19 protein-coding genes are annotated in these 17,635 nt (G+C 69.1%); 7 read left to right on the forward strand and 12 right to left on the reverse strand.

All coding sequences use genetic code 11. The annotated features are described in order from the left end of the window. Nucleotides 1-8: 8 nt before the first annotated feature. Nucleotides 9-1,025 (forward strand): flagellar motor switch protein FliG, encoded by a 1,017-nt coding sequence (locus tag V8J39_RS12045; RefSeq protein WP_336461121.1) that lies wholly within the window; start codon nt 9-11, stop codon nt 1,023-1,025. Here V8J39_RS12045 and V8J39_RS12050 read toward each other — a convergent pair. The 7 genes from V8J39_RS12050 to V8J39_RS12080 form a co-directional block, all read right to left on the reverse strand. Further along, nucleotides 1,022-1,837, reverse strand: a complete 816-nt coding sequence (locus V8J39_RS12050; protein WP_336461122.1) for a DUF1217 domain-containing protein — start codon at nt 1,835-1,837, stop codon at nt 1,022-1,024. The two genes, V8J39_RS12045 and V8J39_RS12050, sit on opposite strands and share 4 nt — an antisense overlap. Before the next feature lies 1 nt (nt 1,838). After that, nucleotides 1,839-2,267, reverse strand: a complete 429-nt coding sequence (locus V8J39_RS12055) for a flagellar biosynthesis repressor FlbT (protein WP_336461123.1) — start codon at nt 2,265-2,267, stop codon at nt 1,839-1,841. 8 nt (nt 2,268-2,275) lie between these two features. Continuing rightward, a complete protein-coding gene (gene flaF / locus V8J39_RS12060) occupies nt 2,276-2,689 on the reverse strand; it encodes a flagellar biosynthesis regulator FlaF (protein ID WP_336461124.1) in 414 nt (137 codons plus the stop codon). Between the two features lie 139 nt (nt 2,690-2,828). Further along, on the reverse strand, nt 2,829-3,788 hold the full coding sequence (locus tag V8J39_RS12065; protein ID WP_336461125.1) for a flagellin N-terminal helical domain-containing protein: 960 nt from the start codon (nt 3,786-3,788) through the stop codon (nt 2,829-2,831). A gap of 243 nt (nt 3,789-4,031) precedes the next feature. Continuing rightward, entirely contained in the window at nt 4,032-4,550 is a 519-nt protein-coding gene (locus V8J39_RS12070; protein WP_336461126.1) for a hypothetical protein, read from the reverse strand. Beyond that, a complete protein-coding gene (locus V8J39_RS12075) occupies nt 4,547-4,879 on the reverse strand; it encodes a rod-binding protein (RefSeq protein ID WP_336461127.1) in 333 nt (110 codons plus the stop codon). Before V8J39_RS12075 ends, V8J39_RS12070 begins: the two co-directional genes overlap by 4 nt. Next, a complete protein-coding gene (locus tag V8J39_RS12080) occupies nt 4,879-5,997 on the reverse strand; it encodes a flagellar basal body P-ring protein FlgI (RefSeq protein WP_336461128.1) in 1,119 nt (372 codons plus the stop codon). The genes V8J39_RS12075 and V8J39_RS12080 overlap by 1 nt, the downstream gene beginning before the upstream one ends. A 177-nt stretch (nt 5,998-6,174) precedes the next feature. On the opposite strand from V8J39_RS12080, the gene V8J39_RS12085 reads away from it, so the two are divergent. Then, nucleotides 6,175-6,888: a response regulator transcription factor gene (locus V8J39_RS12085; RefSeq protein WP_336461129.1), complete on the forward strand. Its 714-nt coding sequence runs from the start codon at nt 6,175-6,177 to the stop codon at nt 6,886-6,888. 5 nt (nt 6,889-6,893) lie between these two features. On the opposite strand, the gene V8J39_RS12090 is transcribed toward V8J39_RS12085, so the two are convergent. The 4 genes from V8J39_RS12090 to V8J39_RS12105 form a co-directional block, all read right to left on the reverse strand. Next, on the reverse strand, nt 6,894-7,964 hold the full coding sequence (locus V8J39_RS12090) for a flagellin (RefSeq protein WP_336461130.1): 1,071 nt from the start codon (nt 7,962-7,964) through the stop codon (nt 6,894-6,896). Between the two features lie 10 nt (nt 7,965-7,974). Then, the gene (gene flgK / locus V8J39_RS12095) at nt 7,975-9,378 is read right to left on the reverse strand and encodes a flagellar hook-associated protein FlgK (protein ID WP_336461131.1); all 1,404 of its coding nucleotides are present in this window, start codon (nt 9,376-9,378) and stop codon (nt 7,975-7,977) included. A gap of 13 nt (nt 9,379-9,391) precedes the next feature. After that, nucleotides 9,392-10,678 carry a flagellar hook protein FlgE gene (locus V8J39_RS12100; RefSeq protein ID WP_336461132.1) on the reverse strand — a complete coding sequence of 429 codons (1,287 nt, stop codon included), beginning with the start codon at nt 10,676-10,678 and terminating at the stop codon, nt 9,392-9,394. Nucleotides 10,679-10,864: 186 nt separating this feature from the next. Continuing rightward, nucleotides 10,865-13,267 (reverse strand): hypothetical protein, encoded by a 2,403-nt coding sequence (locus V8J39_RS12105; protein WP_336461133.1) that lies wholly within the window; start codon nt 13,265-13,267, stop codon nt 10,865-10,867. A 148-nt stretch (nt 13,268-13,415) separates the two neighbouring features. Here V8J39_RS12105 and V8J39_RS12110 point away from each other — a divergent pair, with 148 nt between their 5' ends. Genes V8J39_RS12110 through V8J39_RS12130 form a run of 5 tightly spaced genes read left to right on the forward strand, consistent with a single transcriptional unit; the run spans nt 13,416 to nt 16,931 of the window. Beyond that, a complete protein-coding gene (locus V8J39_RS12110) occupies nt 13,416-14,159 on the forward strand; it encodes a flagellar hook basal-body protein (protein ID WP_336461134.1) in 744 nt (247 codons plus the stop codon). A gap of 15 nt (nt 14,160-14,174) precedes the next feature. Continuing rightward, nucleotides 14,175-14,960, forward strand: a complete 786-nt coding sequence (gene flgG, locus V8J39_RS12115) for a flagellar basal-body rod protein FlgG (protein WP_336461135.1) — start codon at nt 14,175-14,177, stop codon at nt 14,958-14,960. A gap of 5 nt (nt 14,961-14,965) precedes the next feature. After that, the gene (gene flgA, locus V8J39_RS12120) at nt 14,966-15,640 is read left to right on the forward strand and encodes a flagellar basal body P-ring formation chaperone FlgA (RefSeq protein ID WP_336461136.1); all 675 of its coding nucleotides are present in this window, start codon (nt 14,966-14,968) and stop codon (nt 15,638-15,640) included. Then, on the forward strand, nt 15,637-16,401 hold the full coding sequence (gene flgH, locus V8J39_RS12125; RefSeq protein ID WP_336461137.1) for a flagellar basal body L-ring protein FlgH: 765 nt from the start codon (nt 15,637-15,639) through the stop codon (nt 16,399-16,401). Before flgA ends, flgH begins: the two co-directional genes overlap by 4 nt. Next, the gene (locus tag V8J39_RS12130; RefSeq protein ID WP_336461138.1) at nt 16,398-16,931 is read left to right on the forward strand and encodes a hypothetical protein; all 534 of its coding nucleotides are present in this window, start codon (nt 16,398-16,400) and stop codon (nt 16,929-16,931) included. Before flgH ends, V8J39_RS12130 begins: the two co-directional genes overlap by 4 nt. A 25-nt stretch (nt 16,932-16,956) precedes the next feature. Here V8J39_RS12130 and V8J39_RS12135 read toward each other — a convergent pair whose 3' ends face one another. Further along, entirely contained in the window at nt 16,957-17,628 is a 672-nt protein-coding gene (locus tag V8J39_RS12135) for a flagellar hook assembly protein FlgD (protein WP_336461139.1), read from the reverse strand. Nucleotides 17,629-17,635: the final 7 nt, after the last annotated feature.

Genomic DNA, 17,635 nt, shown 5'->3' on the forward strand with positions numbered 1-17,635 from the left:
GAGCCGACATGGCCACGCCCGACAACTTCGACGACCTGACCGGCATGGAAAAGGCCGCGATCGTGTTCCTGTGCCTGGGCCAGGCGCGCGGCTCGAAGCTGATGCAGCAGCTCGAGGAGCAGGAGATCCAGTCGATCTCGCTGGCGATGGCGGCGCTGGGGTCGGTGACGCCCGAGATGGCCGAGCGGGTGATGTCGCAGTTCGTCTCGGGCATGGCCGACGGCGGCGGCATCTTCGGCTCGCAAAGCGCGACCGAGCGGATGCTTGCGGGCTTCCTGCCGCAGGAGAAGGTCGCCGGCATCATGGCCGAGATCCGCGCCCCGCTGAGCGGGCGCAACGTCTGGGACACGTTCAACCAGCTGAACGAGCACGTCATCGCCGGCTTCCTGAAGGACGAGCACGACCAGACCGCCGCCGCGATCCTGTCCAAGGTCAAGGCCGACGTGGCCGCGAAGGTGCTGCCGCTGCTGGGGCCCGAGCGGATGGCCGAGGTGACCGGACGGATGCTCGACATCGACACGCTGCCGCGCCACGTGCTCGAGGATATCGAGACCGTGCTGGAAAAGGACTTCCTCGGGGCCGTCACCCACCGCACCGGGCCCGACACCCAGCAGCGGATGGCCGACCTGTTCAACAAGATGGACAGCGCGGTCTTCGAGCAGCTGTCGCAGCATCTCGAGGTGCGCGCGCCCGAAAGCTTCAGCGAGATCAAGAAGAAGATGTTCACCTTCGACGACCTTGCGCGGCTGGATGCGAATTCGCTGGCCCGGGTCATGCGCGCGGCCGAGGGCAACGCCCTGCCGCTGGCCCTGCGCGGCGCCAAGAAAGAGGTGCGCGACGTCTTCCTCGGCGCGCTGCCGGCGCGGTCGCGCGAGATGCTGCTGGACGAGATGAACACCATGGGCGCGGTGCGCGCCAAGGAGGTTCAGGGGGCGCAGGTCACGCTGGTCGAGGCGGCGATGGAGCTTGCGCGGCAGGATGTCATCACCCTGCCGATGACCGACGACGACATGCTGGTCGACTAGCGGTAGCGCGAGGCCGAGAAGCCCTGCACGGCCTCGATGTCGATCGTCACCGGCACGAACGTGCCCGAAGAGCTTGAGGTCATCAGCTGGATGATCGGGTTCGACGACAGGTTGTCCGACGCGGTCTGCGCATCCGAGATCGCGAGATAGGTGCGGATCAGCTTCTCCTGCACCTCGGGGTCCTGCAGGTCCTCGATGTCCATCTTCTTGGCGAACAGCTTCGCCTGCATGTCGACATCGGCGGTGGACAGGCTGTCGGGCAGGCCGAGCGCGGTGCGGATGAAGCCGCTCATCGTCTCGTCCGCCAGCACCTTGTACCAGCTGGTCAGGGTCGAGGCCTTCTCCTTGAACTCGAGAGCGGCCCCGACGGACTCGTTCTCCTCGCTCTCGGAGTTGATGAACACCTGGTTGGTGTACTGCGCGACCAGCTCTTCGACCCAGTCGGCGTTCTGGAACGTCTCCTCGGTGCCCGAGGCGAAGTCGAGCCCCTCGTAGATGGTCTTGAAGCGGGTGTCGGTCAGCTTGTTGACCAGCGCATCCTCGTCCGAGCTGTCCTGGCTGAGGATCTTCTTCATCATCGCCTTGCCGAAGATCTGGTCCTCGAGGTCATAGGCCTTCATGACGAAGCTGTAGACTTCGTAATTCTCCATCAGGTCGTCGACCGAGGTGATCGACGCGGCGTTCTCGCGGAAGGCCGCGATCTCGCGCTTGGCGAGACCCTGGTTCGCGGTGATCTCCAGCTGCTTGTCGCGGGTGCGCTCGATCAGCGAATAGGCCACCGACCCGGTGAGACCTGCCGTCAGACTGACCATCTCAGACCTCCTCCTCGGGCGGGGCGGGGGACAGGCTGGCGACGATGTGTCCCAGCACGGTCTCCTCGTGGCGCATCACCGGGCGCATGGCGCGCAGCGCGGCGTAGTAGTTGCCGATCGACACGTTCGAGGCGGCCTCGAACACGTTCTGGGCGATCTCGGGGCGGAACACCGGCACCAGCTTGGCCAGCAGGGTGCGGATCTCGGGCCCGAGGCTGTCGCGCAGGTCGGACTGCAGCACGCAGCACTGGATCATGAAATAGGCCTGTGCCGCCGGGCTGGTCACCGGCGGCTCGTCGATCAGTTCGTTCTCGCGGATGACGTCGGCGCGGTTCTCGATGACGAAGACCTGCCGTCGGTCGGCGTTGCGGATCACGCAGCCGTTGATGACCACCCGTTCATTCGGCTTGAGCGTGAGCTTGAGCGCCATGATCCGTCTCAGAAGGCTCCGGCAGCGGCCGGGCGGTCGCCCGCATCACCGGCAAGACCGGCGATGATGTTGCGGTTGATGTCGATCAGCGGCGTGACGCGCGCGGTCCCGCCCAGAATGGCATTGGTCTGGCGGTCGACCCAGTGCGACAGCGACAGCAGTGCCGCGCGCAGACCCTGGGGCAGGGTGTTCTGGGGGCCGGCGAGGTCGGCACGGAAGGCGAACCACACCTTCTGGTTCTCGACCAGCGCCTCGCGCAGGCCCTGCGACAGCACGCCGAGCCGGTCGGCGCTGTCCTGGGCCGCATCATAGGCGGCGGCGAAGGATTCCAGCTTCACGTTCGCGGCCAGCAGAATGCGCCGTTCGATCTGGCGCGGGTTCTCTGTCTCGCGGATGGTGCGCTTGTATGCGAGGATGCTCATGCCTGTGTCTTCCGTATCTGATCGCTGCCAAGGCCCGGCTTCTGGCGGCCGGGACTACTCGTCGGTCGGAAATAACGCGGTCTCCGGCGGGCCTGGAGAGCGGGGGCCGAAGCCCCCGCCGAAGACCGCGCGGTACGGGTTACTGGAACAGGCTGAGCAGGTTCTGCGGCGCCTGGTTGGCGATCGACAGCGACTGCGTGGCCAGCTGCTGCTGGACCTGAAGCGCCTGCAGGCGGGCGGCTTCCTCTTCCATGTTGGCATCGACCATGGCGCCGACGCCGGTGTCGATGTTGTCCGAGAGCTGGGTCAGGAATTCCTGCTGGTTCTCGATCGACTTCTCCGACACGCCCAGCGAGGTGGCCGCTTCGGTCGCGCGCGACAGCACCGATTCCGACGAGCTCAGCACACCGGCAAGATAGTCGGCGCCGACGGTGCCGCCCGAACCGTTGTCGGTGGTATTGGCGCCGTTGGTCGCGAAGCTCGAGGCGATGGCCGTGAAGTCGGCCAGCATCGCCGAGAGGTCGACGGTGCCGATGTCCATCTTCGTCGCGGTGATGCCCGAAGCGGTCCGGGTGATGCCGGTGACGACGCTGCGGTCGGCCGGCGCGGTGTAGCCCGCATCCGCCGTGGCCGAGGTCAGCACGCCGGTGGAGGCATCGACCGCGGCGTTGGCAACCGAGCCGGCATTGGTCGCGTTCACCATGTCATCGCCGTTGAAGGTCGAGGACTGGATGGTGTTGGTCATCTGTTTGACCAGCGAGTCGAGTTCGGTCTGGATGTCTTCCAGGCCGCCGGTCGCACCCTGGGCGAACGACACGCGCTCGACGAACTGCTGGGCCAGCTCCTGGAAGCTTTCGGCGCCGAGGCGCGCGGTCGCGACCGAGTTCTTGGTCAGCGTCAGGCCGTCGTTGATGGCCGTGTACGACGCCGAGTCACCCTTCATCGTCTCGGAGATGTTGAAGTAGGCGGCGTTGTCCTTGCCCGACGAGATCTGCAGGCCGGTCGAGATGCGGCTCTGGGTCGTGTTCAGGTTCGTGTTGATGTTCCGCAGCGTCGACAGCGCGTTCATTGCGGAGTTGTTGGTCATGATCGACGACATGTGTCGTTACCCTTCGTGCTTTCTGCTTCGATGTTGCCCCGGATCTTTTCTGCCCGAGGGTGAGGCGCGTCCGCATTCTGCGGTTCGGCTCTCACGCATATGAATAAGCTAAACAATTCGGGCGCAATTGTGGCGAGTGTTGATCACCTTCTGGACCACACAGAATGCGGGTCACCTGTTGCGCAACGGCAACTTAACGGTGAGTCAGTCGTGCAACCCCCGCGCGAGGGGCGGGGGCGCATCTCAAAGCGCGCGGTCGATCCGGTCCTTGCCGGGTCCCTCGTCGCGCTCGCGGGTCTGGCCGTCGCGACCATAGAGCCCGGCGGTCGAATGCCGGTCCCTTATCCGTTGAATCTCGTCCGAAATCAGCCGCGCGCTCTCGGCCGCGGCGGACAGCATCGCGGCATTGCGCGCCGCGGTCGCGCGCAGCTGGTCAAGCCTGGCGCGCAGGGGCTCGTGCTGTGCAAGCTGGTCCTGAAGGCCGGGCAGGCCGGCAAGCCGCTCCTCGACCCGGGCCAGCGCCTCGGCCTTGCGCGGCCCGCTCTCGGCCAGGGTGGCGAGGCGCCCGGTCTCGGCGGCGCGGGTCTCGGCCTCGAGCACGGCGATCAGCTCGCCGATCTCGCGGTCCAGCACCGCCAGCTCGGGGTCGGCGGGCGGCGAATCGGGGACCGCTGCCGCCAGGCGCGAGTCGCGCAGGCGGTCGACCATTTTCTGTCCGAAGCGCGCGATCAGCTCCCGGGGATCCTGCCCGCCACCGCTCATGTCTCGCCTCCGCCCTCGGTCTCGCCATAGGCGCCCAGCATCCGCTCGATGCTCTGGGCGATGCCGGTGGTCCGGCTCTCGGCGATCTTGCCGGCAATCGCCTCGGCGAGGAAGCCGTTCCAGGTCTTTTCCGCGTCGCTGGATCCGATGGCGCCGGTGCCGGCCTCCTTCAGCATCTGCTGCACGGTCTCGGTCAGGAACACCGCCTCGAACCGCGTCGCGACCTCGGCCCGCTTCTGCGCCGCCGCAGATGTGCCCGCCGCAGACGTGCCTGCCAGCGATGTGCCCGGCATGCCCGTGATCCCGGGGGCGACCGCGCGATCGACCATCAGATCACCTCGAGGTCGGCATGCAACGCGCCCGCGGCCTTGATCGCCTGCAGGATCGAAATCGTCTCCTGCGCGCCGATCCCGATCGCGTTCAGCCCGTCGACGAGGTCCTGCAGGCTCACGTCGCCCTGCAGCAGCGCGAAGCCGGAATTCTTCTGCTGCACGTTGATCTCGGTCTCGGGGACGACGACGGTCTCGCCGATGGTGATCGGGTTCGGCTGGCTGACGTTGGCGCTTTCGCGCACCATGACCGTCAGGCCGCCCTGGCTGACCGCGACCTCGTCGATGCGCACGTTCGAGCCGATGACGATCGTGCCCGACTTGGCGTCGATCACCACCTTGGCCGGGCTGTCGGGCTGCACGCGCAGGTTCTCGATCCCCGCCATCAGCCCGGGGATGTCGGTCTTGTCGACGATGCCGACCTCGACCGTGCCGTTGTCCAGCACCCGGGCGCGGCCCATGCTTTCGTCGTTGATCGCCTCGGCGATGCGCTGTGCGGTGGTGAAGTCGGGCTCGCGCAGGGCGAGGCGCAGGTTGTTGAGGTCGTTCAGGCGGAACTCGATCTCGCGCTCGACGATGGCGCCATTGGGGATCCGCGCCACGGTCGGCACGCCGCTGACGACGCTGGCCGCGGTGCCCTCGGCCGCGTAGCCCGAGCTGGAGACCGGGCCCTCGGCCACCGCGTAGATCTCGCCGTCGGCGCCGGCGAGCGGGGTGACGATCAGCGTGCCCCCGCGCAGCGAGGTCGCGTCGCCCAGCGACGAGACCATGACGTCGATGTCGCCGCCGCGCCGGGCGAAGGGCGGCAGGCGGGCGGTGACCATGACGGCGGCGGTGTTGCGCGTCTTGATCTGGTCGTTGGACAGGTTGCCCACCCCCAGCCGCGCCAGCATCCCCTCGATCGACTTGCGGGTGAAGGGGCTGTTCTTGAGGCTGTCGCCCGTGCCGTCGAGGCCGACGACAAGGCCGTAGCCCACCAGCTGGTTCTCGCGGACGCCCTCGAACTGGACGATGTCCTTGATGCGGACGTCGGCCTGGGCCGGGGACAACAGCAGCAGGCCGGAACAGGCCAGGCCTGCCAGCTTTCGCAGCGAACGGACGGTCCGGGTCTTGGGCATGGTCGTCAGGGGTCCTCGTCCACGGGTCTGTGGAAACCTTATCCAAGAATTGGGGCGCGTTCAAAGAATAAAATCGGCACTTGTTCAGTATACCCATGAATTGCTTGACAGCATCGCCGAATTTACTGATGTTAATTCTTACCTATACTTGCTTTTCCGCGCCAGGCGGGAGGTCCGATGCACATCTACGTCTACGAGACACGACCGGAGCGTCACGCGCCCCTGGTGGCCGAGCTCACGGCTGTCGGTCTTGCGCCGGCTCTCGTTGACCCGGGCTTCTTCAGCCGTGACATCGACCAGCTGACGCGGCGCGGCGCCGACACCCGGCCGATCCTGATCGCGGCGGCGCCGGGAATGCCGGTGGCGCCGGCCGAGCTGATCCGCGGGATCCGCGGGGCGGGGGTGCAGAACCCGGTGATCGTGCTGCGCGACACCCGCAACGCGCGCGAGGCGGCCGAGGTGCTGGACGCGGGCGCCGATGATGTGGTCGTGGCGCCGCTGAAGGGGATCGAGCTGGCGAGCCGGGTGCATTCGATCCTGCGCCGCTCGCACGGCTTCGCGGCCGAAAGCGTGACCGTGGGCGAGATCACCGCCTATTTCGACGGGCGCGATCCCGAGGTCTCGGGCGAGCGGCTGAAGCTGTCGCGGCGCGAGCACGCGATCTTCCAGCACCTGATCCTGAATTCGAACAAGGTGATCTCGAAGGGCGCGATCTACGACGCGGTCTACGGCATGAGCAGCGAGCAGCCGTTCGACAAGGTGATCGACGTCTACATCTGCAAGCTGCGCAAGAAGATCGGCGATGCCGCGGCCAGCGGCCAGCAGTACATCGAGACCGTCTATGGCCGGGGCTACAAGTTCGGGCTGGCCGAGGCGCGCGCCTCGGCCTGAGGGCGTCAGAGGAAGTTCAGGATGCTCATCTCGTTCAGCCGCGCGGTCACCGCGTAGCTGGCCTCGATCTGGCTCTGCAGCAGCGTCACCCGGGTCGCGGCCTCGTAGGGATCGACGCCCTCGAGATCCACGATCTGGTTGTTGTACAGATCCGACAGCGTCTGCTGGCGCGTCGTCTGCTGCTCGACCATCTTCATCTGGTTGCCAAGGATCGAGCGCTGCTCGTCGATGCCGTCGATGCCGCCTGACAGGGCCGAGATCGCCTCGCCGACCCAGGCGGAATAGGCGTCGGCATCGGTGATCTGGCTGACGTCGGTCGTGGCCAGCATCGCAAGCCCGCGCAGCGTGTCGAGGATCGCGGGGTCGTTCGCCTGGATGCCGTAGTCAAGCGTCACGCCGTCGGCGACGCGCACGGTCTGGCGAGCATTGGCGACGCCGGCGGTCTCGGCCGGGGTGCCGTTGTAGAACGTGCCCTCGAAATCCGCGTCGGTGCCGGTGCTTGATGCGAACATCTGCTCGATCTGCGCGATCATCGCGGCGGCATCGGCGGCGGTCAGCGGGCCGTCGCCCACGGCATCGGCCATCGCCGTCTCGGGCGAGACGCCGGTGGTCGCGCTCTGCGCGCTCCAGGACTGCAGCGCCGAGCGGTTGGTCGCGGTGCCCGAGAACAGCGCGCTGCCGGCATAGTTGCTGTTCAGCGCGGTGACGATCTGGTCGAAGGCGGCCTTGGCCTGCATCTGCAGCGTGCCGGCGGTCTGCGTGATCTCGGTCGCGTTCGGGATCGCGAGCGCCAGCACGTCCTGCGCCGCGTCGCGCGCGGTCGACAGGGCGCTGTCCATCGCCGACATCCGCCCGCTGACCGAGGTGTTCGACACCACGAAGGCATCGGCCAGATCCATCTGCTGGCGCAGCATCAGCGTCTGCGAGGCCCGGCTGCCCAGCGCGCCGTAGACGTCGCTTTTCAGCCCGGTCGAGACTTCCTGGTTTGCCGTCAGCAGGTCCGCGTTCAGCCGCGCGATCTTCAGGCGGTTGTCCATGCTCATCTGGTAGGTCGAGACGGTGGAGACGGTGGTCATGGTGAAGTCCTCAGACCGCGTTCAGCAGCGTGTCGAGCATGTCGACCAGCGTGGTGAGCACCTTGGAATTGGCATTGTAGTTCTGCTGGATCAGCAGCAGCTTCTGCATCTCGTCGTCGATGTTGACGCCGCGCAGGTTCTCGCGCGTGGCGCTGACCGTCTCGGCCGAGACCGCGAGCGCGGCGCTGCGGTCCTCGGCGCTGCTGACCGTGGTCTGCTGCGCCGTGACCATCTGCGCGACATAGTCGCCCAGCGTCATGTTGCTGCCCAGCCCGGTGCTGGCATCGAAGCTCTGGTTGCTTTCCAGCACGCCGATGAAGGCGTTGATCTGGGTCGCGTCGCCCTCTTCGGTGATGGCGCTGGTGCCGAAGCCGTCGCGGATCAGCGAGACGCTGCCACCCTGCGTGGTGTCGGCGGCGGCATTGACCTCGATGCTGGCGGCGAGCCCCTCGATCGAGGTGCCGTCCCAGGCAAGGCCCGCATCGGTGAACAGCCCGGCCTCGCCCGCCGCAAGCGAGGCGTCGGCGGCCTGGAAGCCCGAGATCAGCGTCGCCGCCATCGCGTCGAGCTGCGCGGTGAAGGTCGGCAGGATGTCGGTCTTCAGCTGGAACAGGCCCGACAGGCTGCCCTCCGAGAAGCCGCGCGCCGTCGTGTCGCCCGGGGTGACGTCGACGCCGCCAACCGTCAGCCGCTCGCCGTCATAGCTCAGCTGCTGCGTGGTCTGACCGTCGACCAGCGTCATGCCGTTGGGCGCATAGACCGTGGTGATCCCGGTCTGGGTCTGGCTGACGCGGAAGTCGACATAGCTCGACATCTCGTCCAGAAGCCGGCCCATCTCGTCCTGCAGGTCGCCGTTCTCCAGCGTGCCGGCGGTCGTGCGGTTCAGCTGCACGTTCAGCTCGCCGATCTGTGTCAGCAGGTCGTTCATCCCGTCGACCTGCGCGCCGATCTCGCTCTCGACCTGGGTCGAGACCTGCGCCACCGCGGCGGCATTGTCGTTGAGCGAACTTGCGAGCGCGCGCGCGCTGTCAAGCGCGCTGCGCTGCGCCACCGCGCTCGACGGGTCGCTCCCGAGCGTCTCGAGCGAGGTGCGGAAGTCCGTCAGGTAGCTGACGAGCGAGACCTCGTCATCGGGCTGGCCAAGCTGGGCGCTGTAGCCCGCCAGCACCGAGGCGATCGTGTCCTGGCGGGCGATCTCGGCGGTGCCCTGGCGGGTCATCGCGTCCAGCGACACGCTGACGCTGCGGGTATAGGCGCTGACCGTCACGCCGCCCGACAGGGTGGTGATCTGCGCGTCCTTGCGCGAATAGCCCGCGGTCGAGGCGTTCGCGATGTTGCGCGACACGCTGTCGGCCCAGGCCTGCGTGGTGCGCAGCCCGCTCGCGGCGATGGTGAGCCCGGTGCTGAGTGACATCGGTCAGTCCCCGTCAGCGTTTGATCTGGGTGGTCTCGGTCAGCATCTCGTCCGCGGTCGTCACGACCTTGGCGTTCGAGCTGTAGGCGCGCTGGATGCGGATCAGGTCGGTCAGTTCCTGCGCGATCTCGACGTTCGAGGCCTCGAGCGCGCCCGAAACGATCGTGCCCGCACCCGAGGCGCCGGCCTGCTGGATGTTCAGCGTGCCCGCCTCGCGCGAGACGCGGTAGGCGTTGGCATCGACTTCGGACAGGCCGTCGGGATTGGTGACGGTGGCGACCGGGATCATGTAGAGCGCCTTGCGCACGCCGCTTTCGTAGACGCCCCAGACGGTGCCGTCGTCGGTGATCTCGGTGCGCGACAGGGTCGAGACCGGGAAGCCGTCGGTGGTGAAGTCCTGCGCCGAGAAGTCGCCCGCGAACTGGGTGATGCCGTCGAGGCTGCCGGGGGCGCCCATCTCGAAGCTGACGACCTGGGGCGAGGTGGCGTTGTCGATGGTCAGCGTCGCGGTGCCGGTCGCGGTGTCGAAGCCAAAGCCGGTGCCGGCGCTGACGACGGTATAGCTGGCGGGCGACCCGGCGGTGGTGCCGCTGTCGGCGAAGGTCACGTTGACCACGCCCAGCTCGGTGCCGTTCGAGTCGGTGAACGAGATGTCCCAGCTGTTGGCCGTGGTGGTCGGCGTCCAGGTCATGCTCAGGCTCTGGGTCGCGCCCAGCTCGGTGTAGAAGTTGGTCGACGAGATGAAGGCGGTGCCGGTCGAGGCCGCGCCCGTCTCCTGCGACGGCAGGTTGCCCGCGACCGAGATCGACGTCGTCGGGCTCGCGTCGAGCGAGCTGTCGGTCAGGTTGATCGTCTCCATCGACGAGAAGCCGTTGGCGTCGAAGGCGGGAAGGGTGCCGTCGTCGTTGTAGGCATAGCCCGATAGGTAGTAGCCGCCGGCATTGCGCAGGTAGCCCTCGTCATCGACGGTGAACGAGCCGGCGCGGGTCAGCATGTAGTTCGCAAGGATCGTCTCGTTCGGGTTCGAGGTGACGACGAAGAAGCCGTTGCCCGAGATCGCGAGGTCGGTGACAGAGCTGGTGGCGGTGATCGCGCCGGCCTGGCTGACGCTCTTGGTCACGTCGGCGCCGACGCCGCGGCTGGCGACGGCCTGGCCGGTGGTCGAGGTCACCATCTGCGCGAAGCTGCGCTTGTAGCCCACGGTCGAGGCGTTGGCGATGTTCTCGGAGACCTTCTCGATCGCGACCGAGTTCGCCGTCAGGCCGCTCACGCCGGTCTGCATCGCGTTGGAGATGCCCATTCCGCCTGTCCTTCGTCTCTCGCGCCGCCTCGGTTTCCCGCCGCGACGACGCCTGCCTCGATTGATTGGGGTTGCCGGCACAGGGCTGCCCGCCTCGCAGAATAGCAGGGCCGGATTTAAATGACGTTAAGAGATTGGTAACTAATCCACAGGACACCACCAGAACGTGTCCCGGCGGCAACAGCGTTACTGGCTTGGAGTCCCGCCCGTCCCCTCGGCGCCGGTGGCCGCGACCGTCTGCAGGTCGCGCAGCTGGGTGACCGCCTGCTCGGTGCGCGACATCCGCCGCTCGATCGCCTCGTCGCGCAGCGGCACGATCGGCTCGGGCGTGGCAAGGATCGTTTCCGCGACCGTCTTCCAGCCCGCGTCGCTGGCAAGGTCGGGGAAGGCCTGCGCGACCGTGCTCGCGACGACGCCATCGCCCGACCGGTGCGCCGACAGGAACAGCCGCGCGGCGTCGGCAAAGCCGAAATCGCGCGGGTGGTCGTGCCAGAGCGCGCGGTACAGCTCGGCCGCCTTCGCCCAGTCGGACCGGTCGAAACGGGCGTCGGCGATCCGGCGCAGCTCGGTCGTGCCGGGGTCGCTGCTCAGCGGTTCGCGCGACAGCTCGTCCAGCGCGCCGCTCGCCCACAGCGCCTCGACCCGCAGCTGCGCCAGCCGCTGTTCGGTCTCGGGCGCGATCCGGCCCGCCTGCGCGGGCGCCAGCAGCGCCAGCGCCGCGGGCACCTGCCCGCCGGCGATCAGCGCCTCGGCCTCGTCGAGCCGGGCCGAGGTCTCGCGCTCGGCCGAGACCTCCCACAGCCCGGCGGTGGCGCCCTCGGCCAGCCCGCCGCGGATCGCCGCGAATTCCTCGGCCGCCGCGGCAGTGGCACCCAGCGCCAGCAGCCGCTGGCCCAGCTTGCGCGCCTGCAGGTCGAACCCCTCCATCCGCAGGAAGTCGGGGGCGATGTTGCGGTGCAGCCGCAGGAAGGTGCCGATCTCGATCCGGCCGGCGCCGCCGTCGGTATAGACCCGGTTGAGAAGCGCGCCGGTCTCTTCCTGCGCGTGCGCGGCCTCGGGCGTGTCGGGGAACAGCGTCAGGATCTGGCCGTACCAGCGCAGGGCCGCGGGCGCGTTGCCGATCCGCTGCTCGACCCGGGCGAGCCGGTCCAGCAGCCCCAGCTCCAGCGGGCCGCCGCGCCAGTCGTAGCGCACCGAGGTCAGCATCTCGGCGGTCTGGCGCAGGCTGGTCCCGCCCGCGGCGATCCCCAGGTCGGCCAGGGCGAGCCGCGCGCGCTGCGCATCGGCGCCCTGGCCCGAGGCGGCGCGGGCATAGGCGTCGAAGGCGGCCTCGGGCTGGCCGCTCGCCGCCGAGGCCTTGCCCAGCAGCAGGTTGTAGCCCGGCGCGTCGCGCAGCCCGGGGCGCGCCGCGATCCGCTCGGCCAGGGCGCCCGACAGATTCCACTGCCCCGCCTCGATCGCCGCGTCCAGCAGCGGCAGCAGCACCTCGTCGGTGAACGGCGTTGGCTGGTGGTCGATCATCTCGATCGCGCCGGGCAGGGTGGCGGCGACCAGCGCGTGGTCCCCGGCGCGATACCCCGCGAGCGCGGCCCACAGCGGCCGGTCCGCCCAGGCGCCGGGCCCCTCGGCCAGCGCGGGCGTGTCGGCGGGCACGGTCTCGCCATCCATCAGCCGGAACGCGGTCTGCAGCGCGCCAAGCCGCGCCGCCGTGGCGGGCTGCATCGCCGCGGGCGACAGCGCCGCGAGGATCGAGCGCCCCTCGGGGCGCATCTGGTGCGCGAGATAAAGCGTCGCCAGATCCATCGCCGCCGCGTCGCGCGCGGCGTCACCCGTCGCGGCGGCATAGGCGGCCGACAGCCGCGCCCGGTCCCGCAGGAAGCTCGCGGCGCGGTACTGCCCGAGCGCGAGTGGCGGCGGGGCGATGGGCGGGGCCGCCGTCACCGGCTGCGGCGCCGTGCCGGGTGTCCCCTGCGGCGCCTCTTCGGCCAGGGTCTGCGGCGCCGTGCCGTGGCCGGAGGCCGCCGGGGCAACCGGCTCCGCCGTGCCATGCGGCGCCGCCTCGTGCGCCGTCGTGTCCCCGTGCGCCGGTGCGTCCCCGTGCGCCGTCGTGTCCTCGTGCGTCGGTGTCGGGCCATGCGCCGGACCATGTGCCGGGGGTGCGTCCGTGGCCTGCGGCGTCGCGTGCCCCTCGGCCTGCGGCGCGTCGTGCGTCGGCGCGGCGTGGAAGGCGGGCCCCGGGGCCTTGACCCGGACCGGGATGCCCGCCGCCGGCTCGGCCTCATGGCTGGTTGCGTGACCCGTCGCCCCGGCGGGTTCGGCGTCCGCCTGCGCGGCGACCTCCTCGATCGAGGGCAGCGCCAGTTCCAGCGGGTTGTCGGGACGGATCTGCGGCCGCGGCGTGTGCTCGACCGCGCGATGGGTGGCGTCCGGCGCGATCAGCCGCAGGTCCTCGGGCCGGTCGTTCGGGCGCGGCGGGTCGATGGCGATCACCTGGGCCAGCGCGGCGCTGCCCGACAGCGCGACCAGAAGCCCCACGCGAAGGGCCCCCCGCGCGCCCGTCGTCCCGAGCTTCAATCCATCTCGTTTCATGGCACTTCATTTGCGCGGCGGATCGCCTGCTTAAGGATTATTATGAACAGTGCCATTGGTAAATGCTTTCTTTTCATGCTGGATCATTCTATACCTTGCGCAAGGTCCGGGGTCTGTTTCCGGGCGGGTCTGACCAACGGGCGGTGGAATGGACAATTCCAGTTACATCTCGCTGACGCTCGCCTCCTCGCTCGAGCGCAGCCTGGACATCTCCGCGAACAACCTCGCGAACGTGAACACCGCCGGCTTCAAGGGCGAGCGGACGCTGTTCGAAAGCTACCTGCTGCAGCCGACCGACATCGGGAAGGACGACGTCTTCTTCTCGATCGACAGCGGCAGCTACATGGATCCCACCCAGGGCGCGCTGATCGCGACCGGCAACCCGCTGGATGCCGCCGTGCTGGGCGAGGGCTGGTTCGCCTATCAGGCCGAGGGCGGGCAGACCGCGCTGGGCCGCAACGGCCAGTTCGTCGTCGATGCCGACGGCGCGCTGCGCACGGCGGGCGGGGCGCAGGTGCTCGACGCCGGCGGCGGCCCGATCGCGATCCCGGTCGAGGCGACCGCGGTCTCGATCGGGGCCGATGGCACGATCTCGGACCAGAACGGCGAGGCGGTGGCGCAGCTCGGCGTCTTCGCGGCCCCCGACATCCAGAGCTATGCGCGCCTGACCGGCGGCATGTTCGCCCCCGCCGACGGCACGGCCCCGCCGCTGCTCGCGGTCGAGGCGCCCCGGCTGCTGCAGGGCCACCTGGAGCAGAGCAACGTCGAGCCCGTGGTCGAGATGACCCGGATGATGGGCATCCAGCGCGCCTACGAACGCGCGATGACCCTGCTCGAGGACGAGAATTCGCTCAGGCGCGACACGTTGCAGCGCCTCGGGCCGACGAGCTGATAGGGAGATCGCGCGATGAGAGCGATGGGCATCGCCGCCACCGGCATGATGGCGCAGCAGACCAACGTGGACGTGATCGCGAACAACATCGCGAACGCCAACACCACCGGCTTCAAGTCGATGCGCGCGGCCTTCCAGGACCTGGTGTACCAAAGCCAGATCCGCGAGGGCGCCCTGACCAACGAGGATGGCACCGCCCGCCCCGTCGGCGTCGACATCGGCCTGGGCGTGCAGACCGCCGGCGTGATCCGGCTGAACACCCAAGGCGGCCTGACCGCGACCGAGAACCAGCTGGACGTCGCCATCGACGGCAAGGGCTTCTTCGTCGTCAACATGCCCGACGGCACCCAGTCCTACACCCGCGACGGCAACTTCCAGCTGTCGGCCGAGGGCACGCTGGTGACCAAGCAGGGCTACGAGATCGACCCCGGCGTCACCATCCCCGAGAACACGACCAGCGTCGCGATCTCGGAACAGGGGATCGTCAGCGCCTATGTCGGCAACGACCCGACCCCGGTCGAGCTGGGCCAGCTGAGCATGGCCACCTTCGTCAACGAGGCCGGCATGAAGGCCGAGGGCGACAACCTTCTGTACGAAACGACGGCCTCGGGCGAGGCGGTCGCCGCCAACCCGGGCGACGAGGGCGTGGGCGTGCTGCGCCAGGGCTACCTCGAGGCGTCGAACGTCAACATCATCCAGCAGATCACCGACCTGATCACCGCCCAGCGCGCCTACGAGATGAACTCGAAGGCGATCGAGACCGCCGACCAGATGCTGTCCTCCGCCAACCAGATCCGGTGATCGCCATGTCCCGCAGGTTCGTCTCCCTCTGCCTTGCCGCGCTGGCCGCCGCAGTGCCCTGCGGCGCCGCCCGCGCGGTGCCGCTCGACCAGCTGGTCGAGGAGAAGGCGACCGAGACCTGGGGATACCAGATGCCCGAGGCCGGCACCTTCGACATCGCGGTGCAGTCGGCCCCGCCCTCGAGCGAGCCGCTGATGATCTCGGACTGGTGGCTCGACCAGCAGACCGGCCAGTTCGTCGCCAATGTCGTGACCCGCGAGGGCGCGACCGAACGGGTCTGGGGGCTGGCCACGCTGACCGTGCCGGTGCCGGTGCCCACGCGCCGGATCATGCCCGGCGAGACCATCACCGGCGCCGATCTCGAAGAGGTCGCGCTGCCGGCCGCCAGCCTTGGCACCTTCGCCGTGACCCGGGCCGAGAAGCTTGACGGGATGGAAGTGCGCCGCGTGCTGGTGCCCGGCCGCCCGGTGATGATCCAGTCGGTGGGCGAACCCATCGCCGTTCCGAGGGGCGAGCGCGTGACCCTGTCCTATCGCCACGGCGGGCTCAACCTGACCGCGCCGGGCCGGGCGCTCGGCGACGGGCTCGAGGGCCAGGAGGTCCGCGTCGTCAACCTGCAAAGCAACAAGACCGTCATCGGCATCGCCCGCGCCGACGGCACCGTGGAGGTGACCCCGTGACCCGTTCCGCCGTGACCCGTTCGGCCGCCGCGCGCGGTCTTCGCCCCCGTCTCGCGCTCTCGGTCGCGGCGATCGCGCTCGCGGGCTGCGCGGGCGATCCGTTCCAGCGCGATCCCAAGGTCTCGGACCTCACGCTCGACGCCAGCACCATGGCCGAGGCCGGCCGCGTGCAGGTGCCGATGCCCGATCCCGAACCCTACCGCGCCCCCACCCGGGCCGAGGCCGCTTCGCTGTGGCAGCGCGGCTCGCGCGGGTTCTTCGGCGACCAGCGCGCCAGCCGGGTCGGCGACCTGCTGACCGTGACGATCGAGATCAAGGACGAGGCGCAGCTCGAGAACGAAAGCGACCGCTCGCGCAGCTCTTCGACCAGCGTCGACACCCCCTCGGTGCTGGGCCTCGACGTCTCGAGCCTCAGCTCGAACGGCCGCCTCATCGACCTGAATTCCGAAAGCGCCGAAAACGGCCAGGGCTCGATCCAGCGCAACGAGACCATCAGCCTCAAGATCGCGGCGCTGGTGACACAGAAGCTTCCGAACGGCAACTTCGTCATCGCCGGCCGGCAGGAGGTCAAGGTCAACCACGAGCTGCGCGAACTGCGCGTGGCCGGCATCATCCGCCCGGTCGACATCGAGATGGACAACACCGTGCCCTACGACAAGATCGCCGAGGCCCGCATCACCTACGGCGGCCGCGGCCAGCTGTCCAAGGTCCAGCAGCCGCGCTATGGCAGCGACGCGCTCGACGTCGTGCTGCCGTATTGAGCGCGGCCTCCGCCCGGACCGGCGCCGAGGAGGACCGCAAGCGCTGGCTGCGGCTGCTGCTGCTGCTGCCGCCGGTGCTGTGCGCGCTGGGCGGCTTCATCGCGGGCGAGCGGCTGCGCGAGCAGCGCCAGCGCTCCGCGCTCGAACGCCAGGCCGATACCGAGACCTTCGCCGACTCCCGCCTCGTCCAGCTGGGCCGGGTGGCGCTGCCGCTCGAGACCGGGCTGGCCGCGATGACGCTGACCGCCACCGTCGACGTGGCGCTGAGCGATGACGACGTCGCCTATGCGACGCGCCGCGGCGACGGGCGGGCCGAGATCAAGGACGCGGTGATCCTGGCGCTGGCAGATGCGATGCAGGTGCCGGGCGTGCAGCAGAACCTGTCCGACAGTGCCCGCATCGCCGATCTTCTCGCCCGCGACCTGCGCCGCAGCCGCCCCGACCTCGCCGGGGTGCGGCTGACCGGGCTGCAGGTCGTCGATGCCCATGGCGTCAGCCTCGACCTGACGCGGCCGCTGCCCGGCAGCTGACCGCGGGCCCGGGGCGCGCCCCGGCTCAGTTCACCGCGAGGATCGCCGACATGTCGACCGAGGTGCCGTTGCCCAGCCGCAGCATCGCGCCGCTCTCGGCCATCACCACACCCTGCACGGTCGCGGCGGCATAGGTACTGCCGCTGACGGTCGAGCCGGCGGAATCCGTGGCCACGATCTGCACGTTGTAGGTGCCGTCCTCCATCAGGTTGCCCGCGTCGTCGAGCCCGTCCCACGAGACGTCGTGCAGCGTGCCGCCGGTCACCGCGAGGTCCGAGATCGTGCGCACCGCGTTGCCCGAGCTGTCGGTGATCACCGCCCGCGCCGTGGCGGCGGTGCTGTCGAGCGCATAGCTGAACGACGAGGCGCCGTCGGCCATCCCCAGCTGCGAGGTCTCGACGGTGACGTCGCGCCCGATCAGGTTGACCCCCGAGAGCGAGGCCGCGGCCGAAAGGCTGGCCACGATCGATTCCAGCTGGCTGTTGGCCTGAACCGACTGCTCGACCTGGCTCAGCTGCGCAAGCTGGCTCACGAATTCGGTCGAATCCATCGGCGCCAGCGGGTCCTGGTTCGAGATCTGCGCCGTCAGCAGCTTCAGGAACGCCTCGTAATCCTGGCTCAGCGAGGCAAGGCTCGAGGCGCTGGCCGTGGTGCTGGTGCTCGTGGTGGTGGAGGCGGTGGTGCTGTCGACGGCCATGGCAGGC

The sequence above is a fragment of the Frigidibacter sp. MR17.24 genome (assembly GCF_037095655.1).
GTDB lineage: Bacteria > Pseudomonadota > Alphaproteobacteria > Rhodobacterales > Rhodobacteraceae > Frigidibacter.